The sequence below is a fragment of the Pseudarthrobacter niigatensis genome (genome assembly GCF_030812615.1).
Taxonomy (GTDB): Bacteria; Actinomycetota; Actinomycetes; order Actinomycetales; family Micrococcaceae; genus Arthrobacter; species Arthrobacter niigatensis.
Window position 1 is genome coordinate 97,578 of record NZ_JAUSTB010000001.1, and the last position, 22,622, is coordinate 120,199.

Genomic DNA, 22,622 nt, shown 5'->3' on the forward strand with positions numbered 1-22,622 from the left:
GGAGCCTGAAGTGTCACTTGACCCAGCAGTAAGTGCAGGCGGCCGGCGGCGCGTCGCCGTGATCGGCAGCGGGGTGGCCGGATTGACCGCCGCCTACGTACTGAACAGGCAGGACGACGTCACCCTGTTCGAGGCCGATTCACGCCTGGGCGGCCATGCCCACACCCATGACATGCCCCAGGCCGACGGAAGCGTCATCGGCGTGGATACCGGGTTTATCGTGCACAACGAACGGACGTATCCCACCCTGCTGCGGCTCTTCGCGGAACTTGGCGTCGAGACCCAGGATTCGGAGATGAGCATGTCCATCCGCTGCGACGGCTGCGGCCTGGAATACGCCGGCGCCCGCGACGGCGCCCGCGGCATCATTGCCAAGCCCTCCAGCCTGCTGCGCGGCCGCTACCTGCTGATGCTGCTTGAGGTCACCCGTTTCTACCGGAAGGCGAGGGAACTGCTCAGGACCGCGGCGCCGTCGGCCGTCAGCGGCGAAGTTGACGTCCCCGAACTGACGCTGGGGGAGTTCCTGGCGCGGGAAAAATTCAGCAGTTACTTCATTTCCCACTTCATGACCCCGGTGGTCAGCGCTGTCTGGTCCTGCGATCCCACCACCGCACTCGCGTATCCGGCGCGCTACCTCTTCACGTTCCTCGGCCACCACGGGATGCTCGGCATCAAGGGCTCACCGCAGTGGCGCACCGTGACAGGCGGCTCGGCACGATACGTCGAAAAACTTGCCGCCACGCTCCCCGACGTGCGCCTCAACACTCCCGTGACCGCCATCCGGCGCCTGCCCGAGGGCGTCGAGCTCGCGACGGCAGGCGGGCTGGAAGACTTCGACGCAGTCGTGATCGCCACCCATCCCGCCCAGGCACTCGGCTTCCTGGCCGATGCCACCCCGGAGGAGAAGGAGGCGCTGGGTGGGATGCCCTACTCGGTGAACCACACCGTGTTCCACCAGGACCCCGCTGTCCTGCCGGCCGCGGACAACGCCAAGGCGTCCTGGAACTACCGGCTTCCGGCGTGCGACGCCCGCCCGGACAAGGTCCTGGTGAGCTACGACCTCACCCGGCTGCAGCGGCTCGAGCCCGTGGACGGGAGGCCCTACCTGGTGAGCCTGGGCGAGTCCGGGCTCATCTCCGACAGCGCCGTGCTGGATCGGATGGTGTACGAACACCCGCAGTACACCCCTGAATCCCTGAAGGCCCAGCAGGCTATCGCGGCGCTGAGCGACGGCAGGATCGCGTACGCCGGGGCGTACCTTGGCTGGGGCTTCCACGAGGACGGCGCCCTCTCCGGGGTGCGGGCTGCTGAGAAGCTGGGCCGCACCTGGCCGGTGGCCCGCGCCGCCGATTCCGCGGACTCCACCGGCGAGGGGGAGCGGGAACTGCTGTCCGCGGAACCTGTGTGACCATGGACGCCTCGATCTACCGCACCTCCATTTCCCATGTGCGGCGCACCCCGTTGAAGAATGCCTTCACTTACCGGAGCTACAGCTGGTTCGTGGACGTGGACCACCTTCCGCGGCTTCCCTTCCTGCTCCGGCCCCTGGCGGTGTTCCGGGCCGGTGACCACCTGGGGGATCCGGACGCGGACATCCGCTCCAACGTGGAGCGGTTCCTGCGGACCCAGGGCATGGAGCCCGACGGCGGCGCCATCCACATGCTAACCAGCGCCAGGGTTTTTGGGTACGTCTTTAATCCGCTCACCCTGTTCTGGTGCTACCGCTCCAGCGGGGAACTCCAGTGCGTGGTGGCCGAGGTCCACAACACTTACGGGGAGCGGCATTGCTATTTGCTGCGGACCGATCCCGGCGGCCGCGCCTCGGTGCCGAAGGCGTTCTATGTGTCGCCGTTCAATGACGTCGACGGGCAGTACAGGATGAAAGTCCCAGCGCCCGGGGACAGGCTCGCGGTGTCCATCATCCTGGAGCGCGAAGGGCACCGTCCGTTCGTGGCCACCATGGACGGCAGGCGCCGGGCCGCCACCGTCCCCAACATCCTTGCGGCGGCACTGACAGTGCCTGCCGCGCCGCTGCTGGTATCCGCCCTGATCCGGGTCCAGGGCGTTAAACTCTGGGCAAGACGCCTGCCCGTCGTTGCCAGACCACATCACCCCTCACAGGAGGCAGTTCAATGACAATGACTGACGACAACGGAACTGCTTCAGCTTCCGTCGACAACAAGACCCACGGGCCGGCCGCCACCCACTCGCCCGCAGCCTGGACCGCCGGTGGTGTCCCCGCTGCGCCGGCCACCATCGATCCTGACCTGTGGCCCGGTGTTGCCCAGCCGCCGTCGGGCCTTAAGGCCGACGTGGCAGGGAAGGCTGCAGGCCTGATGTTCAAGGGCGCTGTCAGGCGGCTGCCGCTGCGCGTCGAATACCCTGACGGTTCGGTCCTGGGGATGGGCGGCCCGGACGCTCCCGTAATGACCATGGTGCGGCCCGCGGCATTCGAAGCCCGGATCGGCGACAACGGGCTGATCGGACTGGGCGAGTCCTTCATGGCCGGAGACTGGGAAGCCTCCGACTTGGCCGCGGTGCTGGAAGTCTTCGCCGCCTCCGTGGACACGCTCATCCCCGTGCCGCTGCAGAAGCTGCGCTCGCTGTACCTGCCGCGGACGCCCCGACAGGAGCGCAACGCCGAGCAGAACACCCGCAGCAACATTTCGCGGCACTACGACCTGTCCAACGATTTGTTTTCCAAATTCCTGGACTCCACCATGAGCTACTCGTCGGCGCTCTTTCCCGGCGGGGCCGGGCCGCTGTCCGAGGTGGCGTGGGATTCCCTGGCGGAGGCCCAGCAGGCCAAGATCGACCGGTTGCTGGACAAAGCCGGGGTGGGCGACGGTACCCGGCTGCTGGAAATTGGTACCGGCTGGGGCGAGCTTGCCCTGCGTGCCGCTGCCCGTGGTGCCACCGTCTACAGCGTCACGCTGTCCAGCGAGCAGCAGGCGCTGGCGCAGGAACGCATTGCGGCGGCCGGGTTCGCGGACCGCGTGACGGTGGCCCTGCAGGACTACCGCGCCGTGGAAGGGGAGTACGACGCCGTCGTGTCGGTCGAGATGATCGAGGCCGTGGGGTACGAGTACTGGCCCATCTACTTCCAGACGATCGACCGCGTCCTGGCCCCGGGCGGAAAGGTGGCCATCCAGGCGATCACCATGCCGCACGGGCGCATGCTCGCCACCCGCAACGCCTACACGTGGGTGCACAAATACATCTTCCCCGGCGGCTTCCTGCCGTCCGTCCGGGCCATCGAGGGCGTGACCCAGCAGCACACCACCCTGCGCGTGCGGGAGCGGATGGGCATGGGCGACCACTACGCAGCCACCCTGCGTCTGTGGGAGGAACGGTTCGTCGCCCGCTCCCGCGAGGTAGGGGACCTGGGCTTCGACGCCGTGTTCCAGCGGATGTGGCTGTTCTACCTCTGCTACTCGCGCGCCGGGTTCCAGTCCGGCTACCTGGACGTCCAGCAGATTGTGCTGGACCGCCGGGAGGCGCAGCTGTAGGTTTCACCGTGTATCCAGCGGGGACAGGAGGACGCATGAAACTGAAGACACTCGCATGGACCACCGCGGCGACGGTGGCCACCGCCGCGGCGGGCGGTGTTGCGACGGACCCCCGGAGTGGCTGGTACCTGAAGCTGCGCAAGCCGGACTGGCAGCCGCCCGCGATTGCCTTTCCCGTGGTGTGGACGGCACTGTACGCGGACCTGGCCGTGACGTCCGCCGTGGCGTTGGACCGGGCTGCTGAACTGGACCGTGCCGACAGTCCGGGGCCGGCCAGGAATGACCACAGCCGGGAACTGCGCGCCTACCGTGGTGCGCTGGCCGCCAACCTGCTGCTCAACGCTTCATGGAGCTGGTTCTTCTGGCGCTCCCGCCGGCCGTGGCTGGCCGCTGCCGAGGCGGCGGTACTGGCGGCCAGCAGCGCGGGCCTGGTGCGGCGGACGTACCGGTTGAACCGGGTTGCCGGAGCATCGCTGGCTCCGTACGCGGCATGGTGCAGTTTCGCCACTGTGTTGTCCACCGCCATCGCCCGGCTCAACCCCGCCAGCAGGTAGAAGCGAAGGAAACGTCGGCTGAGGTGCTTGATCGAAGGGTCCCTCATCACTACATGTAGTGATGAGGGACCCTTCTTCGGCATCGGGGCAGGCAGCGCGACACGCCGGGAAATCACGACACGCGCACTGTGCAAAAGTGTGCAACCCCGTCCACAGGTTGTGGACCCAGCCCGCAAAAAACCCGGGATCACGGGCATTTTTCCGGTCCCCGCCTGTGGATTAACGGTGCATTAAATGACATACTTGTAATACATCATCTTGGGGTTCCAAAGAGGCGTCTGCACTACATGTAGTATCTACATACAGCTGGACGGGGACACCGGCCCAGCAAAAGAGTTCAACTAAGGGGACAGGGACAATGACCGTAACGGTATACACGAAGCCTGCTTGTGTTCAGTGCAATGCCACTTACCGCGCGCTCGACAAGAAGGGCATCACCTACCAGAGCGTTGACATCTCCCAGGACGCTCAGGCACTCGAGCGCCTGAAGGCACTGGGCTACATGCAGGCTCCCGTTGTGGTCACCGACCAGGACCACTGGTCCGGCTTCCGCCCCGACAAGATCGAGGAACTCGCGCTGTCGGCCGTTTCCTCCGTGGCCTAGGAATTCCGCTTTTCCTGCCGGCAACCATCAACCAGCTGAGGTGACTCCCATGGCAGCACCAACAGCACAGCGAAGCGCTTCGCAACACCACGCGGCTCAGCGCGTGGAGGTGTCCCCGCCGGCCACTTCGCACCACCAGCCGGAGCAGGTTGTCACGGACAGCCAGCTCATCTACTTTTCCTCGGCATCCGAGAACACCAGCCGCTTCGTCGCGAAGCTTGGCCGTGAGATGGCCCGGATCCCGTTGTATCCAAAGGACGCACCCCTCCTCGCCACGCGGCCGTTCGTGCTGGTGGTGCCAACCTACGGCGGCACCGGGGGAGAGGGGTCCGTTCCCAAGCAGGTCATCCGGTTCCTGAACAACCCGCAGAACAGGCAACTGCTCCGCGGCGTCATCGGCGCCGGCAATACAAACTTCGGGGAAAACTACTGCATGGCCGCGGACATCATCGCCGCCAAATGCCAGGTACCCCACCTCTATCGATTCGAACTCATGGGAACGCCGGAAGACGTCACCCGGGTCAACCAAGGATTGGACACGTTTTGGACACGACTGTCGCAGACACAGAAGTAACCAGGGCCCAGAAGCCTGAGATGCCGGCTGCCTACAAGGGCTTGGGTTATCACGAGCTGAACGCCATGCTGAACCTTTATGGTCCCAATGGCGAAATCCAGTTCGAGGCTGACCGCGAGGCCGCCCACCAGTACTTCCTGCAGCACGTTAACAACAACACCGTGTTCTTCCACGACCTGGAAGAGAAGCTCGATTACCTGGTGAAGAACCAGTACTACGAGCGCGAGACGCTGGACCAGTACACGATGAACTTCATCCGTGACCTGTTCAACCGTGCCTACAAGAAGAAGTTCCGCTTCGAGACTTTCCTGGGCGCCTTCAAGTTCTACACTTCGTACACGCTGAAGACATTCGACGGCAAGCGCTTCCTTGAGCGCTACGAGGACCGCGTCTGCATGGTGGCCCTGCACCTGGCGCGCGGCAACGAACAGCTGGCCATGCAGATGGTGGACGAGATCATCGACGGCCGTTTCCAGCCGGCCACCCCCACCTTCCTGAACGCCGGCAAGAAGCAGCGCGGCGAGCTGGTCTCCTGCTTCCTGCTCCGCATCGAAGACAACATGGAGTCGATCGGCCGCTCCATCAACTCCGCACTGCAGCTGTCCAAGCGCGGCGGCGGTGTGGCGTTCGCACTGACCAACATCCGCGAGGTGGGTGCGCCCATCAAGCAGATCGAGAACCAGTCCTCCGGCGTCATCCCCGTGATGAAGCTCCTCGAAGACAGCTTCTCCTACGCCAACCAGCTTGGTGCCCGCCAGGGTGCCGGTGCCGTGTACCTGCACGCGCACCACCCGGACATCTACCGGTTCCTGGACACCAAGCGCGAGAACGCGGACGAGAAGATCCGCATCAAGACCCTGTCCCTGGGCGTCGTCATCCCGGACATCACGTTTGAGCTGGCCAAGAAGGACGAGGACATGTACCTGTTCTCGCCCTACGATGTGGAGCGCGTCTACGGCATGCCCTTCTCCGACGTCTCGGTCACCGAGAAGTACTACGAGATGGTGGACGATTCCCGGATCAAGAAGACCAAGATCAAGGCGCGCGAGTTCTTCCAGACCCTCGCCGAGATCCAGTTCGAATCCGGCTACCCGTACATCATGTTCGAAGACACCGTGAACCGGGCCAACCCGATCGACGGCAAGATCATCATGTCCAACCTGTGCTCGGAGATCCTCCAGGTTTCCCAGCCGACCACGTATAACGATGACCTGTCCTACGCCGACACCGGCAAGGACATCTCCTGCAACCTGGGCTCGCTGAACATCGCCAAGACCATGGACTCGCCGGACTTCGGCCTGACCATCGAGACGGCCATCCGGTCCCTCTCTGCCGTCTCGGACATGTCCAACATCACCTCGGTGCCGTCCATCGCCAAGGGCAACGACCAGAGCCACGCCATCGGCCTGGGCCAGATGAACCTCCACGGCTACCTGGCGCGGGAGCGGGTCCACTACGGCTCCGAAGAGGGCCTGGACTTCACCAACATCTACTTCTACTCGGTGGTGTACCACGCGGTACGCGCCTCCAACCTGCTGGCCATCGAAACCGGCCAAACGTTCGGCGGCTTCGAGAAGTCCAAGTACGCGTCGGGCGAGTTCTTCGACAAGTACACGGAGCAGGAATGGGTGCCGCAGACCGAAAAGGTCCGCGAGCTCTTCAAGAACGTGCACATCCCCACGCAGGCTGACTGGCGCGAGCTGAAGGCCTCCGTTATGGAGCACGGCATCTACAACCAGAACCTGCAGGCCGTTCCGCCCACCGGCTCGATCTCCTACATCAACAACTCCACCTCCTCGATCCACCCGGTGGCGTCCAAGATCGAGATCCGCAAGGAAGGCAAGCTGGGCCGCGTGTACTACCCGGCGCCGTACCTGACGAACGACAACCTGGAGTACTACCAGGACGCGTACGAGATCGGCTATGAGAAGGTCATCGACACCTACGCCGCCGCCACCCAGCACGTGGACCAGGGCCTCTCGCTGACGCTGTTCTTCAAGGACACCGCCACCACGCGCGACATCAACAAGGCCCAGATCTACGCCTGGAAGAAGGGCATCAAGACCATCTACTACATCCGTCTCCGCCAGCTCGCGCTGGAAGGGACCGAGGTTGAGGGCTGCGTCAGCTGCATGCTGTAGTTGCAGCTTCAACTAAATAGCCAAGTACGACGGCGGGTGCCCGCCCGCCGTCGTACGCTTTAACTTAGAGAAAACCACCCAACGCATAGGGGATGACATGACCGAGAAGGTCAAGCTGCTCAGCCACGTCGAGGCCATCAACTGGAACCGCATCCAGGACGACAAGGACGTGGATGTCTGGAACCGCCTGGTTAACAACTTCTGGCTGCCGGAGAAGGTGCCGCTGTCCAACGACGTCCAGTCGTGGAACACGCTGACCCCCGTCGAGCAGCAGCTCACCATGCGCGTATTTACGGGCCTGACCCTGCTGGACACCATCCAGGGCACCGTTGGCGCCGTTTCACTGATTCCGGATGCGCTCACCCCGCATGAGGAAGCCGTCTACACGAACATTGCGTTTATGGAGTCGGTGCATGCCAAGAGCTACTCCTCCATCTTCTCCACGCTGGCCTCCACCAAGGAGATCGACGAGGCATTCCGCTGGTCCACCGAGAACGAGAACCTTCAGAAGAAGGCGCAGATCGTCATGGACTACTACCAGGGCGACGACCCCCTGAAGCGCAAGGTGGCCTCCACCCTGCTGGAGAGCTTCCTGTTCTACTCGGGCTTCTACCTCCCCATGTACTGGTCCTCACGCGCCAAGCTGACGAACACGGCTGACCTGATCCGCCTGATCATCCGCGACGAGGCCGTGCACGGCTACTACATCGGCTACAAGTTCCAGAAGGGCCTGGAGAAGGTCTCCGAGGAACGCCGCCAGGAGATTAAGGACTACACGTTCGAACTGCTCTTCGAGCTGTACGAGAACGAGGTCCAGTACACGCACGATCTTTACGACGGCGTGGGCCTGGCCGAGGACGTCAAGAAGTTCCTGCACTACAACGCCAACAAGGCCCTGATGAACCTGGGCTACGAGGCAATGTTCCCGGCCTCCGTCACCGACGTGAACCCGGCCATCCTCTCCGCCCTGTCCCCGAATGCGGACGAGAACCACGACTTCTTCTCCGGGTCCGGGTCTTCCTACGTTATTGGCAAGGCCGTGAACACGGAAGACGAGGACTGGGACTTCTAACCGGTTTCGCCGGTACGCCGGCGGCACGGCCTGTTCTGTTACAGCCGGCTTCAATGGACCCCGCACGTTCTGTGCGGGGTCCATTGTGTTTCCCGGGACGAATCTCCAGAACACCACCGCTCACCGCGCCGCGAGGTACTCGGCCAGGCATTCTTCTACGTGGGACCTTGGCAGGCGGAAGTAGTCCACTGTGCCTTTATTCGGCATCATTGCGTCGCGGCCTGGTTGAGTCAGGATGCCAGCGCGCGCCTGAAGCGGCGGAGGCAACTCTGGCGGTTCCCAGTCCTGGTGCTCGCTCCTGTATTTGCGTCCTGAGGGCGAAACCCAGCCGGGCGGCTCATTCTTCGATGCAGCCGTTGGACGCCACCTGCTGACGTGCCGCAACCGGTGGTGCTTTGGACATGGTTGGCCAAGGTTGCTGATGCCGGTGGTCCCGCCTTGGTGCCAGGCGAGCAGGTGATCGGCTTCGTTGTCCAGGGAATTGTTGTTGCACCCAGGGAAGGGGCACTTACCGTCCCGCAAGCGCAGCCACCTTCGCATGGCCTTCCCGGGGCGGTAGCTGGTGCGTCCGATTTCCAGCGGCGCGCCGTCGCGGGGGTCCACGAGCACCCGGTAGAACGAAGCGGCTCCATTAGCTACGAGGTCCCGTGCCATGGAAGCCGGGATGGGGCCATAGCCGTCAAGCATGGCGGGTTCGTCGGTGGCTCCGAGGAGGGAAAACACGGGGACGGTGACCAGCACTTCCGCGCGGGGAACCGGCACATCGGCGAGCCCCTTCGGTGGGGCCCCGGCCTCGTCCACTCCGGCCCCGTTCCGGCCGCAGCAACCGGTGCCCCGGTGAAGGGCTGTGGCGGCGAACAGATCCGCGCGAAGCTGGGTGAGTGTGCGTTCCTCGTTGGGTCCCTGGAGCCCTCGGGCGATGGCAGTGTAGCGGTTCCAGATGGCCATGGCCTGGTCGGCCGGCAGGCGTGCGGACAAGCGCGCCATGCCGTCCTGCTCCGGAGAGAACTCGAGGCACCTGTCTTCGATGCCCTTTGCATGCCGTTTCTCGATGCTCTCCGGGTGGTGACGTTCGCGCCAGACGCGGGCTTTGTGCCGGAATCGGTACGCCGGCATCTCCCCGGCGGGGCACCCGCGGGCGGCGTTCGGCGCATCCGGGTCGAGGAAGTGGGCTTCCAATGCGGTCGCGGCCTTCGAGCTGAGGGTGGCGGTTTCGTCCACCATGACGCGGGCGTGCTGCCACGACATGGTTCCCTCCGTGAGCGCTTCCAAGGTCCGGGGCAGAGAGGTGGTGAGAGCGTAAGACTGTGCCAGAAGTGCGCCGGCGGCGCGGTCACCGATGGCGAGAATGCAGCCCACCTCTGCGGCGATAGCCATTTCCTGCGCCTGCACCGGCACCTCCGGGGGAGCCATACGCCGCGCAGACTCCGCGAACGCAGCCGCAGCCGCGGCTTTCAGCGCCGCTATACGGGCTTCGGTGCGGGCCACTCCGGCCAGGATGTCCAGGCATTCATCGGCGACGGCGGCCAAGGGATCGCTCTGTGCGAGCGGTCCGTTTGCGGCTCTGGCTACCTCGCCACGGAGCACGGACAAGGCAGCCTCGATCGCCTCAAACGCCCGTGCTGCCGTGCCGCTTCCCATGTACTCATCATGAAGGGAGGGTCTGACATTTCGGGCGGGTGGTGGACGGGGCACGACTTTTTGCCGCAAATCCTTATCACGCCTGTGTTGGGACGAATTGCGGCGGCTGCAGCCAAGGCGGTGTGGGCCGGCGGCGGTTTGGGGGGCTGCATCCGGTCTCGGGATGCTCCAGCCGCCGGCCCTGTCCAACTCCAGACCCTGCCCCAGCGGCCGGATCCTGGCCCCAACGATAGGACCCGTTGCTGAACGGCAACCCACGATGGGCGCAAGGTTCGCTCAAGAGTGGGCGCGTCATCACTTAGACGTTCCAAACGATGCGGCCGTAGCTGCGGGAAAATCCTGCCCCTAGGATGGCGCCATGAGGAAGTGGGGCGAGATGCATCCCGCGCTCCGGGCCGTCCTGGTTGGCGCAATAGCCTGCGCTGTCATCCTGGCGGCCAGCCTTATCGCCGGGCAAAGCCTCGACGACGCCGCGGCCAACGCCATCTTTTACGCGATGATGATCGGGGGCGTCGTCTTCTTCATGACCAAGCGGTTCCAGACGGCCGCGGAGAGACTCGATGAACACGGCGACTTGGTTGTCTTCCTGCGATTCCCTCAATCATCGCCGGGCTCCTTGAACAGCGTCTGGCGGATGGGAATCGCTGTCCCCGGCGCAGAGAGGATCGAATTCCAGCCTATCGTCGACGACACGTTGACCCCCAGTGGCCGCGGGAGGACTCTCACTGGAGTTGGGGTTGTGGACGTCCCGGTGCGGAAAGCGAACCGCCACGACAATCAACAGGACGTGCCGCTGGACTTCCGGATCATCACCCTGGGCTCAGACGGCGGCGTCATTGAAATCGCAGCCGGACCGGCTACCCTCCAGAAAATCGAGCAGGCCATTGAGTCCGAATCCTCGTAGTCTTTGGCCGGCAGGCCGCCTGGATTAAAGTTCTGGCGGGGTGCAGACGTGCCCCTCGGGGTCCATCGGGTATCCGCAGAGCGGACAGAGCGGACGGCCCGCGCCCACAACCTCACGCGTGCGCTTGGTGAACGCGCGGGCGGTGCCCACCGGCATCCGCACCAACAGCATTTCGGGGGCCTCGACGCCGTCCTGATCCAATGCTTCATCGTCCGGATCAGCATCTGCTTCAGTGAGGGGATAAGCCTCAATCACCACCTGAGCCGTCGCCGGGTCCCAACCCAGGCCCATGGCGCCAGTCCGGAATTGCTCCTCAACGGCTTCCAGCGGATCGTTGTCAACCAGTTCGACGGGCGTGCCGGTGGGAACGCTGAACGGGTTACCGTCCAGGGTGATGAGCTGGTCGAGTATTTCATCGATCTTCTCCGCAAGCAGAGCCGATTGCTGCTTCTCCATGGCGATGCTCACCAGCTGCGCCCCGGCGCGTACCTGCAGGTAGAACGTGCGCGCACCAGGAGCTCCGACGGTGCCGATGACGACCCGATCCGGCCAGGTGAACTCGTGGACAAGTGTAGGCATGTCAGAATTCTAGGCGAGATCCCATCGGCGGCGCGGCCTGTCATGCCGCAGGAGAGTTCACGGAGCGCGAAAGTGAGCCAGCACCAGCCCGATGGGTATGCTGACGGCGATCACCAGCAACAGGGCCCGGTATCCCCAGGGGACCCAACCAGACATCGCGCTCCGCCAGTGAACAGTCCGGAACATCAACGCCAGCGAAACAACCAGCATTGCGCCGCCGGCATCCACAACCCACGGGTTACCAACCAGCGTCCCGCCAATGACTGCCGCGGACGCGCCGTTCCACGCCACCAATTCCGCAATGACTCTCCACCCCCCAAAGCGTTGCGCCGCCAGGAAGTACTGGGCGATGCCCAACGCTCCCTGGGCTACTCCTCCGACGAGCACCAGATAGGCAGCGGCCCACGATCCATGCTCAAGGTGCAGCGGCCCGGTAACTGCCGCGACCAACCCGCCTGCCACAACACATATGAGTGCCACCGCGCCGAAAGCGATGGCCCCCTTCCGACTGCCTGCAGGCCTCAAGCCCGGCGTCTCGCCCATGCTGTCCAAGCTACTGCACGCCATCACACGGCGGCAGTTGGTTATTCCGGCAAAGAATACGAAGAGCCCGTGGCCGTGCGCTGCAGCAGGCCGAAGTCGATCATGTAGCGGCGAAGCAGGACGACGTCGTCGGTATAGCTGAGCAGCCGCTCATTGATCTGCCTCTCCGTGAGCTTCTTGCCGGGTTCGATGATCTCATTGGCGATCCTTGCCAGCAGGGCCCGCCGCTCGGCCACATTGGCGGGGTATCGCTCGATCCGCCCCAGCCGCATGAATCTGTCCAGCCCAGTCTGCGGCTGCCGGCGCGGCTGCAGGGCGAGCAGGTCCCGGAATATGGAGTCCTGCGCCACCAACCCACCCGACGCCTGACGTCCCACGAGCCCGGACTCAAGCAGGGCCGCCAGGGCCCGCTGCCTCCGCTGCGGCTTCACATCGGGCAGCAGGTCGGCGTGAGCGGCTCCCAGTACGATCTGCGCGTACGCAATCCTCGCGTCCGTGTTGCCAAGCGTTGCCAGCACCCGCCGCCAATGCGGACCGTTCATTCCTGCTCGTCCGGCCACGTCGGTGTCCTCCCTCTGCCGCTGGCCCCCACCCTGGCGTTGGAGCGTGCCGGAAGATCGTAGCCCTGGAGGCCCGGTGTCTGGAAGTGGGTGCGGTGGATCTCCTACGGTGCCTGCCGGCGTCGTAAGTTCAACGGCACGCAGGGGGAGGGTGCTGGCCGGGGGTGACCAGTCGGGGCTGCAACGGAACTTCGACGCCCTGCGGCGCCTTGTTGACCAGGCACGACGGCGGCGGGCTGCCTGGGTGCTAAGCGTCCCCGTCCCTGGCGTACAGGGCCAGGAGGTCGCGGCTGAACTCGTGCGGGGATGTTTCGCACGGACTGTGCCCGCCCCGGTACACCCCGATGCGGGCCCGGATTGCCTGGGCGAACAGCCGGTGCAACTGGAGCGGCCACAGGTCATGTTCGCCCACGGCCACGAATTTGGGCAGCGGCGCCTCTGCCAGTTCCGCCCGAAGGTCCGGGATGTTCTGCATCAGGGTGTAGATATCGCGGACGGAGGCGCGGCGGGTGAAACGGAACCGGTAGTTGACGAACCGCTGCCGTCCCGGCGGCACATGTGCCACCCGGCCGCTCCGGATGCCCCAAATCAGGAGGGCTGCACCAGCCCGCCCGTTCACCCATGTGCTGAACCGGCCAATACGGCTCACGCCCCGGAAGGTCTGGCCGGGTTCCGGCGGGCAGCCCAGGAACGTGATGGACCGGAACAGTTCGGGCCGGTGCACGTAGGCGAGCTGGGCGATAATGCCGGCGAAGGAATAGGCCACCACGTGGGCCGGGGTGGCTGTGGTTTCCAGGACTGCCAGGAAATCGTCCACAAATAACTTGTAGTCGTAGTGCTGTCGGGGCGGCACCAGGTTCTCCGGGCCGGCGCCGGCCGACTGGTACTGGCCCGCCAGATCGTACGTCAGGGCGTAGTAGCCGGCCTCGGCGAGGTCAGGCATCATCAGCGAGAAATCCTCTTTCGACCCGGTGGCGCCGGGCACCAGCACCACGCTGGGATCATCCGGCTTGCCCAAGGCCATGGCGGCCAGCTTCCCACTGGGAACGTCGATGGTGAACCGGACGACGCCCGGTGGTGGAACCGACCAATCGACGTCGCCCAATCCGGCATCCAGCAGGGCGGCCGCATCAACCTGGGCAGAACGGAATTCCTCGGGGTCAACCCCGTATTCCTTCCGGCCCGGCTCCGCCATGGTCCCAAGATAGTCCAGCAGCCTACATCCGGCCGCCATCGAGGATCCGCCGCGCATCTTCCTGCGCTTGGAGGGCCACCTCCGTGACCACCTCACCCTTTAGGTGGCCGGCCGCGGACATAATGCTTCGGAGTTCACCCACGGTCAGCGGCGGGGTCGCGGTGTGTGCCATGGCATGGCAGTTGTGGCAGAGCGGGACAAGGTCCGCAATGGGGTCAAGCTGATAAGCGCCGTCCAGGATCTCCGGGGGCACTAGATGGTGGACGTCGATTGCTCCCACCCCTGCCACGCCGTAAGCGGACTCGAAGGAGAAGCCGCACGCGGCGCACTGCGTGCCGTGGAACGCAATGCACGCCCGGCGCCCGTCGGGGTCGCGCTCGTACCGGTTCACGCGGACGGTGCGGAGGGTCTCCGGAGGAAAGGTTCCACCCGCCACCTCGAGGGGATCCGCCGTGGACGGCGCGTGGGCGCGCCACAGCCGGCGCAGTACAGGGACGGACGACGGCGGCAGGGTCACCAGGGACGGTCCGTCCGCCCTCGACGCAAGGTCGTCGGTGAGTGCCTCGCCCAGGAGTCCGGGCCGTACCTGCTCGCCAAGCGGAAGAAGGGAATCCCAGGCCACCCAGAAGAACCAGTGAGCGGGTCCGGGATCGGCGGGGGCCGCAATTCGGTACGGCTGGGACGTCACGAACCCGTGGCCGATCAAGCCACTGGAAGCCTCAGTGCTGCCCTCCACGACGAGCCACGCCTCGCTGCCGGGATCAACGCCGGGACAAGAGTCCGCGCGCCAGCGGTCAAGGAATATCCCGGATCCGGCCACTTGTTCGACGACGGCACGGTAGTTCCAGCGGCGCAGGACCTCTGCGTCACATCTCAGAATTACCGCGGCCACTGGTCACCAGGTCCGTACTCGCTGTGCGGCTGTCCATCGGACAGCTGACCACCAAAACCCGCCACGCGTCGTCGACCCCCAAGTGCCGGCAAGGCGGGCTAGATCGGTTCCTTGGCCAGCGCTTTGGTCTTTGCCGGCGTCTCGCGTCCCAGCCGTTCATCCAGCGTGACGCGCAGCCGCGCGGCGGCAACCTGGACACGGTGCTCGGCAGGGGTGGTCTTCTTTTGGGCGGGTTTGGCAGCGCTGTTCCGCGGAGCGTGGACATACCGGTGCTCAGGCGACGTTGCACTCATGGTCCAACCTCCTTGCTGCTGTCTTCATCCGTTGTTCCATTCTCGCCTAAGTTGTGGCGGTCGTCCACGAAGGCCGCCTCCTGCCCGGAACCGGGCTCGGGCGCGGCATCGTCCCCGTTCTCGTCGCCGGACACGCTCTTCCAGGCGATGTCGAACAGCTCGAGTTCCTCGGTGCGCGCCAATTCGCTCCTGGCCAGGACTTCCAGCGTCGCCAGCCCCAGCGCCTTGGTGCCTTCATCCGGATCCAGGGCCCGGTCCAGCGCCCACTGGGTCCGGCGCCACCACTCCGCCCGGCTGTCCGCCTCGGTCTTTTGCTGCAGCGCGTTGGCGTCAGCCTCGCGTTTCTGGTCGAGCGCTGTCTTGTCCGCAGCGGTGCGCTGCTTGAGCGTGCGCCAGTTGATGTAAAAGGCCAGCAGGGCAGCTGTGAGAACCGCGAGAGGCCCCAAACCGGCAAGGATGACCCACCAGTCCGCCGGTCCGGAATGAACCACAACGTCCAGCGGGCCGGGGGAGGGAACAGGGGTCACGTGACCAGCTTAGGCGGAGCCCCGGCAGGCAACCGGCCCGACACCCGGAGTACCCTGCGTCATCCGCCGCGGCGTGAGACAAGGACGGGTCCGCGGGCGTGATGCAATACTGCGTGGGCCGTCGAACCGATGGTTGCCCTGAGCACTCCGCGGCCCTGCGTGCCCACAACAATCATCCGGGCCGATTCAGCGGCTTTGAGGAGCGCGTTCGGGACCGAGCTGTCCGTCAGCAACTCTGTCTCCACCCGGACCGCGGGCGCCACAGCCGCTGCACGGTTCAAGGCCGACGCCAGGACGGCCTGGGCGCCGGCCGCCGCGTCCTGTCCTTCCAGCAGCCGGTAGCCCGCAGGCTGGTGCCGGACATGGACCACTTTGAGGGGCGCGTGCCACACAGCTGCCAGCGCACACGCGTCATCCAGCGCGGCAGGGGAACCCGAGTCATCGACGGCGGCGACGACGGGTCCGGCCGGGTGGTGTTCCTCCCGGATCACGGCGACAGGGCAGGCGGCAGTGGCTGCCAGTTCAAGGCTCACCGAGCCGACCAGGAGGCCAAGGAAGCCGCCCAGGCCGCGGCTGCCCACCACCAGCATGCGTTCGCCCGCGGATATTTCGGCCAGCAGCTGCGCCGGCAATCCGTGAAGCAGGGTGCTCCTGACCTGAAGCCCTGGTACTTCCGCGGTGGCAACCGCCACGCCGTCTTCGAGGATGGACCGGGCGGACTGTTCCAGGCCACTGCCTGACACACCGGGAACCGGACCGAGGTGCCGGGTCAGGAGTGGCCACAGCGAACAGTGCACAACATGCATGGCGCAACCGATGGCGTGCGCGTGGCGCGCCGCCCAGCGGACGGCGGCCGCAGCCTCCTCCGAACCGTCAAAACCGGCCACAATGGACCCTGCATCCTGCGCCACGGCACTGCGCTCCTGACCAACACGATCTTCACAGGACCTTAGGCCCTTTGGCGGCCCTGCTCCCTGGTTTCATCCTGATTCTAAACAGTGGGGAGGAACATGGGCAGCATCATGCGCCGGATAGCCGTGGTGGTGCTTGCCCTCGCCGCCCTGCTGGTCGGCGCCGCGGCCCCCGGCACCGCTGTGGCGCCTGTGGCCGTCATCGTGGCGGACACCGCAGGGGTGCTTGACCAGAACACGCTGGTGCCCGCCGTCGAACGCATCCAGTTCTATGAGCCCACCCGTGTTGCTGTCTTCACCTACAACGGCACCCCGGCGGACAACCTCAACGAACAAGTCCTGAAATTCGCGCGGTCCACGCACCCGGAGTGGATCAGCCCGGACGGCCAAAAATGGGCCGACGGACTGTTCATTTTCGCCCTTGACCCCGTGGGCCGGCACGTGGGGACGTACATGGGCGAGGACCGGAAAGTGTCCCTCGAGCAGCGCAGCGACATCCAGGATGCGTCCAAGGAACTGTTCCGCGACGCCCAGTGGACCGACGGCACAGTTGCCGGAATCCGCCGCGGGGCAGAGCTCATCAACCAGCCCTGGTACCGCTCGACGGCGTTCCTGGTCACGACCTGGGTTCTCGCCGGAACCGCGGCCCTGGGTGCAGCCGCTTGGCTGATTGTGCGTGCCGTGACCAGGAGCGGATGCCGAAAGCAGATTGAACGCGGGGACCGCAGCTACTCCAACGTCAGCATGGACCTGGAGGTTACGGAACTGAATGCCGGCACTATCCCGGAATCATCCCGCTACGGAAGCCAGGTCCTTGAGAAACACAGGACGTTCCTCAGCAAGTATGCCGCAGCGACGGAGCTGTCCAACCAGGTGCACGCACTGGGTAAGCGGGCGTTGAGCAGCAGGAAGAACCTCAAGCTGGCCCGCCGGTTCGCCGACAGTGCCGCAGAGCTGGACGCCCTGGACGACGTCATCTCGGACAGCAATGCCCTGCTGAACCGTGCCGATACCTGGCCTACGGCCTGGGACCGGCAGCTTGCTCCCTTCCGCAAAGACCTCGCCGGGTTGGAGCAGCTCCTGGCCAAACGCCACGGGCAGGGGGACTCGGCCACTGCCACGGCGCTCCGGTCCTTCCGTGACGAAAGCCTGCGGGACATTGAGCGCTGGACGGCCGGACTGGCCGAGCGGCGGATCACGCCGGAGGAGGCCCTGGACCGGCTGTACAGCGCCCGTTCCCGGCTCTCGGAGCTGCTGGAGAACCATGCCGGAACCGTGATCCAGGGCTTCGCCCGGACAGACCGCGAAGCACGGCTGATGCGGGAACAGATGGAAACGGCCCACGGCGGCACGGACCACCGCAGGCAGCGGACGTACGAACCGAGCATCCTCGGCACGGTGTACCCGTCCTACACGTTCTTCTCCGTGGCCACCTTCAACTCCGGCTTCAATACGGGGGTCAGCAGCGTCAATTCAGCCAGGGGTGGTGGTGGCACCACGGGATACGGCAGCAGCGGCGGCAGCTTCTCCGGATCCGGCAGTTCCTCAAGCTTCTAGCGCAGCGGGCAGGCACGCCGTCGCGGACAAAGCAGTGGGGCCCGTCGTTGGACGTGCCCCACTACCTGAATGCGTTGCCCGAAATGCGGGTTCCGTGCCGGCCGGACTCAGGCGGCCCCGAGGTTATTGAGCCTCCGCGGCGCACGGTGCACGGCATAGCGGGGGTGCTGCGGGGAGGCGCGGACAACACCGGGACGCGGCGGTACCACGTCCTGGATCAGGCCCGTGCCCGCGCACTCGCGGACCTCCTCGATGGCAGCGGCGGCCGCCTGCTTGTCGGCGAATTGTCCGGAAACCGCCAGCACGTGTCCATCGGGCATCACAAGCCGGAACCGAATCTGTGAATCATCATCGACAAACAGTTCGAACGTACCTGCCATAAGCCGTGTCCTCCTCAAAATCATGCCCCGTGGATGGGGCTGCACGCCGTGCCCGCTTCCGGCACGGCCACCAAAAAAGGCGCGACTCCAGCGTTGCGCACCTTCCCGGCCCAACCACCATCTCAAAGGGCCCGTACCGGCTTTAGGGACCAAGGTCCTTGATCAGGGGCGCCGGAGGTCAGGCGCCCCCGAGACGCAGGGCAGCAGAGCGCGACAGGCGGATCAGCGCAATGCCCGTGGCGACGAACCATACCCACAGCAAAATTCCGTAACCCCAGTAGAAGCTGGGGGCCGCGTGGCGCAGGACCTCACTGACCACCCCCAGGGCCCCGGTGGCGATGCCGACCCAGGCCAGGGAGCGGGGGAAAATTGCCTGTCCGGCCCTGAGCATCGCCAGGCCCATCAGCAGGATCCCGAGGGCGGAGAGCACGCCAACGATTGCCGGGGTGTTGTTCTCGGCGATGATGGCTTCAGCCGCGGTAGCGTAAATCCGCTGTTCGTCCTCCGACCCGGCAGCCATGAAGCGGTCGCTGAGGTAGACCAGGTTCAGGGAGCCCCGGCTGCTGACCGGTACCGCAAGCAGCAGCGCCCAGGGCAGCGCACCAAAGATCAGCGCTATCAGGGGCAGGCTTCTCCGCACCGTCGACAACGCCACGAAAAGGGCCGTGAACACCAGCACTGGCAAGACATTCGGCAGGATCCACAGGATCTGCTCCGCAACATAGCCGGCCTTGTTCGACGCGATGAACCCAAGTGTCGCGGCCCCGCCGTGCACAGGGGGAGGCGCCATGAAGTCGAGCACCAGGGCGGCGATCAACAGGAACACGAAAAGGATCGACGACGCCCCTGCCACGAGGTAGAGGAGCGCCCAGCCGTGCTGGTCCCCGGCGCCGGCAACGGCAGTCCCAGGCTGGGGGCCCGGGCGGTGACTGGCCATGGTGCCCTCCTCGGGACGGGCCTGCCGAAGCTTCAGGCGAGTGGCCAGACCACCCTGGTCTGCCAGGTGGCTGGATCAGGCTGCTGTTCAGGATCGGTCAGGTAGTACTCCCACATGGAGTCCGCCGGGGTGGCTCCGTCCGCTTCCATGCTCTGCCGGATGGCGTCATACGTGGCAGCCAGCGTGTCGTAGGGACCGGTGTGGATGGCTTCGAAAGCATCTGCGTCCGGGAGTACCGCGCTGGCCACCTCGCCGGTGCCGTGGAAGTTCCCGGCGACAGGAAACCCGGCTTCGACATCCACCGTTTCGCCCGGCATTCCGTGGTAGCGCGCAAACGGCGGACCCGCCGGACTGGCGCCCTGCACCTGGACCGCGGACATCACCGCACCGAAGGCCCGGCCGAAGAAACTGGTGAGCGCGTCCATGGGAACCCGCTCGCGGACCACTGCCACGGGCTGTTCGGTGATGTGGATCTTTTGCGGCTGCGGGCCTGGTTCAGTCATGGCACCAGCCTCGCGGTCCATGCCCCGGCACGACAGGGCCTTAGGACTCTAAAGGCCGTGGGTGGTCCAGTGCGCCGTCGAAGAACCGCTCCACCGTTAGCGGGTTCACGCCTTCGGCCCCGGCTACGCATGGCCCTGCAACGAGGCCGCCAGGTCTGCCGCCCATGCTGCGGCCCGCTCCACCTCACGTTCCAGGAGCGGACCTTCGCTGCCCTTGACATAGAAGGCCATGGGCCCGGAGACGATGGTGGCACCGGCCTCCGCCAGGGATTTGGTCATTTTCTTGGCGGCGTCGCCGTGGATGAACAGTCTCACCCGCGTATCGAATGCGGCGGCGTGGACACCGTTCAGTCCGCGGCGGGCGAGGTTGGCCAAGGATTCAGCAATGCGGGCAGTAGGCTTCCAGCCATTGATGGGGCTCCCGACGACGAGCAGGTCGCCCGGGCAGAGGGTGGCTGGATCGAAACCGTCAACCGGAACGGCGGAGGCACCCAGTCCCAGCGCGGACGCTATGGATTCGGCGACTGTGCGGGTGTTCCCATAGGCGGTGTCGTAAAGGACGACGGCGTTCATGGTGGGCTCCGGAGTGGGGGGTGATGGTGGCCCCTTAACATTCGCCCCGGACCGGATGTTGGGGCAGGGCCAAAGGTCATGCCAGCTTGCCGGGGCCAAATGCCCTAGCCCGGCTGTCGACGGCAGGGTAGGTTCGGCTTCATGTGTGAGGACCGTAAGAAGCACCTGCCGAAGTGTCCTGGATGAGGAAGCCCGCCGCCCCGCCTGCGGCCACCGGCGGGAGCCCGGGCAGCTTGGACGCAGGGGGATCCGCTGGGTCGCCCGTCGAAAGGGCCTGGGGCTTCATGAGGCGGTATCCCGTCGTCGCGCTGACCTGCGTGGTGCTCGCAGCGGTGCTGGTGCTGCTCCAATTCGGCCTGGAACTGCAGGTCCGCGTCCTCGCGTCGGCCTACGCTGCCGTCATCGTGGTGGCACGTTCTGCCGGCATGGTCCGGTCCTTGCGGGAGGGACGCTGGGGGATCGACCTGCTGGCACTGATGGCGATCGTCAGTACGGTGGTGGTGGGCGAATACCTCGCTGCGCTGGTGGTCATCCTGATGCTTACCGGCGGCGAGGCGCTGGAGGACTTTGCCCAGGGACGAGCCGCGCGTGAACTGCGGTCCCTCCTGGACCGGGCGCCGCGTTTTGCCCACCGCGAGGGAGCTGGTGCGGTCCTTGAGGACACCCCAATCGGCGACGTGGCCCAGGGGGACGTGCTGGTGGTCCGCCCCTCCGAACTGGTACCCGTGGACGGCGAACTCCTGTCCGACTCAGCCAGCCTCGACGAGTCATCATTGACCGGGGAAAGCCTGCCGGTGGAGCACACCATGGGGGAAACCCTGCTCAGCGGCTCAGTCAACGGGGTGGCCGCCATCCGCATGCGCACGTCAGCCACCGCCGCGGACTCCCAGTACAGCCGGATCATCGCGCTGGTCGAAGAGGCGTCCAACAGCCGCGCGCCGGTGGTCCGGCTTGCTGACCGCTACGCCGTTCCCTTCACCATCCTGGCCCTGGCCATGGCTGGCACCGCGTGGCTCCTGTCCGGCGAGCCCCTGCGCTTCGCCCAGGTGCTGGTGGTGGCAACACCCTGCCCACTCCTCATCGCGGCGCCGGTGGCCTTCCTTGCCGGTACCAGCCAGGCCGCCCACAAGGGCATCATCATCAAGAACACCCGCACCCTCGAGCAGCTGGCGAAGGCCCAGACAGCGGTTTTCGACAAGACCGGAACCCTCACGTCGGGGCGCCCGGTCCTGGACCGCATCCAGGTGGCACCGGGCCAGGGCGAGGCATTGGGCAGCCAGAGAATCCTGCAACTGGCCGCCTCCGCCGAACAGTACTCCTCGCACGTACTGGCAGGCTCCGTCATCGAAGCCGCCGCGGCCGCCGGCCTGACACTCCTTCCCGTGCAGCAGGCCACGGAAAACGCAACCCACGGCGTGGAAGCCGACTGCGACGGCCAGCGGGTGGTGGTAGGCAAAGCCGGCCTGGTGCGGAATTCCTCAACCGGATTCCAGGAGGCCACCGTCCACAGCGGGCAGCTGGCGGTCCATGTGGCCGTGGACGGCGGATACGCCGGTGCCCTGGTCATGAAGGACCCGCTGCGCCGCAATGCCGTGGACACCTTGGCCCGCCTGCGCAGCCTGGGCGTGCGGAACACCATGCTGCTGACAGGTGACGCGCAGGCCACGGCAGCCCATATTGCCGAGGAAGCGGGGATCGGCCGCGTCCAGGCGGATTGCCTCCCCGAGGACAAGGTCAACACGGTGGCCGCCATCATGGAACGGCCGGTGCTGATGGTGGGGGACGGCGTCAATGATGCACCTGTCCTCGCAGCGGCGGACGTGGGGATCGCGATGGGTGCCAAGGGTGCCACCGCGGCCAGTGAATCGGCGGACGTTGTCATCATGCTCGACGACGTCTCGAAAGTTGCGCAGGCCGTGGCCATTGGCAAACGGACCGTCTCGGTGGCTTTGGTGAGCATCTGGACCGGGATAGGGCTCAGCCTGGTCCTGATGGCAATAGCCATGACGGGGTACATTCCCGCCGTCGCCGGTGCCCTCCTGCAGGAGTTCGTGGACCTGGCCACCATCCTGAACGGGCTGCGCGCGCTCCACGGTGCTGACCGGAAGCCGGCTGCGCCGCCGGCATGACCTTTGGCCCTTCCCTCGGCATTGCCCGGCCGGGATCGTGGTTC

Annotated in this window: 24 protein-coding genes; 11 read left to right on the top strand and 13 right to left on the bottom strand. The window is 65.6% G+C overall.

The window, feature by feature from the left end:
- Positions 1-10: 10 nt before the first annotated feature.
- The 8 genes from J2T23_RS00485 to nrdF all read left to right on the top strand — a co-directional run bounded on the left by J2T23_RS00485 (position 11) and on the right by nrdF (position 8,454).
- Complete coding sequence (locus J2T23_RS00485; RefSeq protein WP_307356294.1) at positions 11-1,408, top strand: NAD(P)/FAD-dependent oxidoreductase; 1,398 nt, start codon at positions 11-13, stop codon at positions 1,406-1,408.
- The gene (locus tag J2T23_RS00490; RefSeq protein ID WP_307356296.1) at positions 1,405-2,136 is read left to right on the top strand and encodes a DUF1365 domain-containing protein; all 732 of its coding nucleotides are present in this window, start codon (positions 1,405-1,407) and stop codon (positions 2,134-2,136) included. The genes J2T23_RS00485 and J2T23_RS00490 overlap by 4 nt, the downstream gene beginning before the upstream one ends.
- Complete coding sequence (locus tag J2T23_RS00495) at positions 2,133-3,509, top strand: class I SAM-dependent methyltransferase (RefSeq protein WP_307356300.1); 1,377 nt, start codon at positions 2,133-2,135, stop codon at positions 3,507-3,509. Before J2T23_RS00490 ends, J2T23_RS00495 begins: the two co-directional genes overlap by 4 nt.
- A 35-nt stretch (positions 3,510-3,544) precedes the next feature.
- Positions 3,545-4,063: a TspO/MBR family protein gene (locus J2T23_RS00500; RefSeq protein WP_307356302.1), complete on the top strand. Its 519-nt coding sequence runs from the start codon at positions 3,545-3,547 to the stop codon at positions 4,061-4,063.
- A gap of 358 nt (positions 4,064-4,421) precedes the next feature.
- A complete protein-coding gene (gene nrdH / locus J2T23_RS00505; RefSeq protein ID WP_307356304.1) occupies positions 4,422-4,667 on the top strand; it encodes a glutaredoxin-like protein NrdH in 246 nt (81 codons plus the stop codon).
- A gap of 103 nt (positions 4,668-4,770) precedes the next feature.
- Entirely contained in the window at positions 4,771-5,241 is a 471-nt protein-coding gene (gene nrdI, locus J2T23_RS00510; protein WP_141161562.1) for a class Ib ribonucleoside-diphosphate reductase assembly flavoprotein NrdI, read from the top strand.
- A 20-nt stretch (positions 5,242-5,261) separates the two neighbouring features.
- Positions 5,262-7,382, top strand: a complete 2,121-nt coding sequence (nrdE, locus tag J2T23_RS00515; protein WP_141181701.1) for a class 1b ribonucleoside-diphosphate reductase subunit alpha — start codon at positions 5,262-5,264, stop codon at positions 7,380-7,382.
- A 97-nt stretch (positions 7,383-7,479) separates the two neighbouring features.
- Complete coding sequence (gene nrdF, locus J2T23_RS00520; protein ID WP_141181700.1) at positions 7,480-8,454, top strand: class 1b ribonucleoside-diphosphate reductase subunit beta; 975 nt, start codon at positions 7,480-7,482, stop codon at positions 8,452-8,454.
- A gap of 120 nt (positions 8,455-8,574) precedes the next feature.
- On the opposite strand, the gene J2T23_RS00525 is transcribed toward nrdF, so the two are convergent.
- Complete coding sequence (locus tag J2T23_RS00525; RefSeq protein ID WP_307356306.1) at positions 8,575-10,095, bottom strand: HNH endonuclease signature motif containing protein; 1,521 nt, start codon at positions 10,093-10,095, stop codon at positions 8,575-8,577.
- Between the two features lie 358 nt (positions 10,096-10,453).
- Here J2T23_RS00525 and J2T23_RS00530 point away from each other — a divergent pair, with 358 nt between their 5' ends.
- Positions 10,454-10,999, top strand: a complete 546-nt coding sequence (locus J2T23_RS00530; RefSeq protein WP_307356309.1) for a hypothetical protein — start codon at positions 10,454-10,456, stop codon at positions 10,997-10,999.
- A gap of 24 nt (positions 11,000-11,023) precedes the next feature.
- On the opposite strand, the gene J2T23_RS00535 is transcribed toward J2T23_RS00530, so the two are convergent.
- The 8 genes from J2T23_RS00535 to J2T23_RS00570 form a co-directional block, all read right to left on the bottom strand.
- A complete protein-coding gene (locus J2T23_RS00535) occupies positions 11,024-11,578 on the bottom strand; it encodes a DUF3090 domain-containing protein (protein WP_141160267.1) in 555 nt (184 codons plus the stop codon).
- Between the two features lie 57 nt (positions 11,579-11,635).
- Positions 11,636-12,121 carry a hypothetical protein gene (locus tag J2T23_RS00540; RefSeq protein WP_141160268.1) on the bottom strand — a complete coding sequence of 162 codons (486 nt, stop codon included), beginning with the start codon at positions 12,119-12,121 and terminating at the stop codon, positions 11,636-11,638.
- Positions 12,122-12,162: 41 nt separating this feature from the next.
- Positions 12,163-12,681 carry a DUF2087 domain-containing protein gene (locus J2T23_RS00545; RefSeq protein WP_307356315.1) on the bottom strand — a complete coding sequence of 173 codons (519 nt, stop codon included), beginning with the start codon at positions 12,679-12,681 and terminating at the stop codon, positions 12,163-12,165.
- A 247-nt stretch (positions 12,682-12,928) separates the two neighbouring features.
- A complete protein-coding gene (locus J2T23_RS00550) occupies positions 12,929-13,876 on the bottom strand; it encodes an alpha/beta fold hydrolase (RefSeq protein ID WP_307356318.1) in 948 nt (315 codons plus the stop codon).
- A 22-nt stretch (positions 13,877-13,898) separates the two neighbouring features.
- Positions 13,899-14,768, bottom strand: a complete 870-nt coding sequence (locus tag J2T23_RS00555) for an HNH endonuclease (protein ID WP_307356320.1) — start codon at positions 14,766-14,768, stop codon at positions 13,899-13,901.
- A gap of 98 nt (positions 14,769-14,866) precedes the next feature.
- Positions 14,867-15,061, bottom strand: coding sequence for a hypothetical protein (locus J2T23_RS00560; RefSeq protein ID WP_141160271.1), 195 nt, complete (start codon positions 15,059-15,061; stop codon positions 14,867-14,869).
- The gene (locus J2T23_RS00565; protein ID WP_307356321.1) at positions 15,058-15,588 is read right to left on the bottom strand and encodes a hypothetical protein; all 531 of its coding nucleotides are present in this window, start codon (positions 15,586-15,588) and stop codon (positions 15,058-15,060) included. The genes J2T23_RS00560 and J2T23_RS00565 overlap by 4 nt, the downstream gene beginning before the upstream one ends.
- Positions 15,589-15,647: 59 nt before the next feature.
- Complete coding sequence (locus J2T23_RS00570; RefSeq protein WP_307356324.1) at positions 15,648-16,499, bottom strand: universal stress protein; 852 nt, start codon at positions 16,497-16,499, stop codon at positions 15,648-15,650.
- A 99-nt stretch (positions 16,500-16,598) separates the two neighbouring features.
- Between J2T23_RS00570 and J2T23_RS00575 the strand changes: the two genes are divergently transcribed.
- The gene (locus J2T23_RS00575; protein ID WP_307356326.1) at positions 16,599-18,056 is read left to right on the top strand and encodes a DUF5129 domain-containing protein; all 1,458 of its coding nucleotides are present in this window, start codon (positions 16,599-16,601) and stop codon (positions 18,054-18,056) included.
- 107 nt (positions 18,057-18,163) lie between these two features.
- Here J2T23_RS00575 and J2T23_RS00580 read toward each other — a convergent pair whose 3' ends face one another.
- The 4 genes from J2T23_RS00580 to J2T23_RS00595 form a co-directional block, all read right to left on the bottom strand.
- Positions 18,164-18,436 carry a YegP family protein gene (locus tag J2T23_RS00580; protein WP_141160275.1) on the bottom strand — a complete coding sequence of 91 codons (273 nt, stop codon included), beginning with the start codon at positions 18,434-18,436 and terminating at the stop codon, positions 18,164-18,166.
- A gap of 178 nt (positions 18,437-18,614) precedes the next feature.
- Complete coding sequence (locus tag J2T23_RS00585; RefSeq protein ID WP_307356328.1) at positions 18,615-19,373, bottom strand: DUF4386 family protein; 759 nt, start codon at positions 19,371-19,373, stop codon at positions 18,615-18,617.
- Positions 19,374-19,405: 32 nt separating this feature from the next.
- A complete protein-coding gene (locus tag J2T23_RS00590; RefSeq protein ID WP_141160277.1) occupies positions 19,406-19,876 on the bottom strand; it encodes a GyrI-like domain-containing protein in 471 nt (156 codons plus the stop codon).
- Between the two features lie 123 nt (positions 19,877-19,999).
- Positions 20,000-20,449 (bottom strand): flavodoxin family protein, encoded by a 450-nt coding sequence (locus tag J2T23_RS00595; protein WP_307356330.1) that lies wholly within the window; start codon positions 20,447-20,449, stop codon positions 20,000-20,002.
- Positions 20,450-20,733: 284 nt separating this feature from the next.
- On the opposite strand from J2T23_RS00595, the gene J2T23_RS00600 reads away from it, so the two are divergent.
- Positions 20,734-22,578 carry a heavy metal translocating P-type ATPase gene (locus tag J2T23_RS00600; protein WP_370871439.1) on the top strand — a complete coding sequence of 615 codons (1,845 nt, stop codon included), beginning with the start codon at positions 20,734-20,736 and terminating at the stop codon, positions 22,576-22,578.
- The last annotated feature ends 44 nt before the right edge of the window (positions 22,579-22,622 follow it).

What these genes read in the sequence shown, in the direction of transcription:
- J2T23_RS00590 (WP_141160277.1), bottom strand. Translation starts at nt 19,876, where the DNA reads ATGACTGAACCAGGCCCGCAGCCGCAAAAGATCCACATCACCGAACAG.
- J2T23_RS00500 (WP_307356302.1), top strand. Translation starts at nt 3,545, where the DNA reads ATGAAACTGAAGACACTCGCATGGACCACCGCGGCGACGGTGGCCACC.
- J2T23_RS00525 (WP_307356306.1), bottom strand. Translation starts at nt 10,095, where the DNA reads ATGGGAAGCGGCACGGCAGCACGGGCGTTTGAGGCGATCGAGGCTGCC.
- nrdH (WP_307356304.1), top strand. Translation starts at nt 4,422, where the DNA reads ATGACCGTAACGGTATACACGAAGCCTGCTTGTGTTCAGTGCAATGCC.
- J2T23_RS00585 (WP_307356328.1), bottom strand. Translation starts at nt 19,373, where the DNA reads ATGGCCAGTCACCGCCCGGGCCCCCAGCCTGGGACTGCCGTTGCCGGC.
- J2T23_RS00550 (WP_307356318.1), bottom strand. Translation starts at nt 13,876, where the DNA reads ATGGCGGAGCCGGGCCGGAAGGAATACGGGGTTGACCCCGAGGAATTC.
- J2T23_RS00600 (WP_370871439.1), top strand. Translation starts at nt 20,734, where the DNA reads ATGAGGCGGTATCCCGTCGTCGCGCTGACCTGCGTGGTGCTCGCAGCG.
- J2T23_RS00575 (WP_307356326.1), top strand. Translation starts at nt 16,599, where the DNA reads ATGGGCAGCATCATGCGCCGGATAGCCGTGGTGGTGCTTGCCCTCGCC.
- nrdE (WP_141181701.1), top strand. Translation starts at nt 5,262, where the DNA reads ATGCCGGCTGCCTACAAGGGCTTGGGTTATCACGAGCTGAACGCCATG.
- nrdF (WP_141181700.1), top strand. Translation starts at nt 7,480, where the DNA reads ATGACCGAGAAGGTCAAGCTGCTCAGCCACGTCGAGGCCATCAACTGG.
- J2T23_RS00535 (WP_141160267.1), bottom strand. Translation starts at nt 11,578, where the DNA reads ATGCCTACACTTGTCCACGAGTTCACCTGGCCGGATCGGGTCGTCATC.
- J2T23_RS00540 (WP_141160268.1), bottom strand. Translation starts at nt 12,121, where the DNA reads ATGGGCGAGACGCCGGGCTTGAGGCCTGCAGGCAGTCGGAAGGGGGCC.
- J2T23_RS00530 (WP_307356309.1), top strand. Translation starts at nt 10,454, where the DNA reads ATGAGGAAGTGGGGCGAGATGCATCCCGCGCTCCGGGCCGTCCTGGTT.
- J2T23_RS00580 (WP_141160275.1), bottom strand. Translation starts at nt 18,436, where the DNA reads ATGGCAGGTACGTTCGAACTGTTTGTCGATGATGATTCACAGATTCGG.
- J2T23_RS00560 (WP_141160271.1), bottom strand. Translation starts at nt 15,061, where the DNA reads ATGAGTGCAACGTCGCCTGAGCACCGGTATGTCCACGCTCCGCGGAAC.
- J2T23_RS00495 (WP_307356300.1), top strand. Translation starts at nt 2,133, where the DNA reads ATGACAATGACTGACGACAACGGAACTGCTTCAGCTTCCGTCGACAAC.
- J2T23_RS00595 (WP_307356330.1), bottom strand. Translation starts at nt 20,449, where the DNA reads ATGAACGCCGTCGTCCTTTACGACACCGCCTATGGGAACACCCGCACA.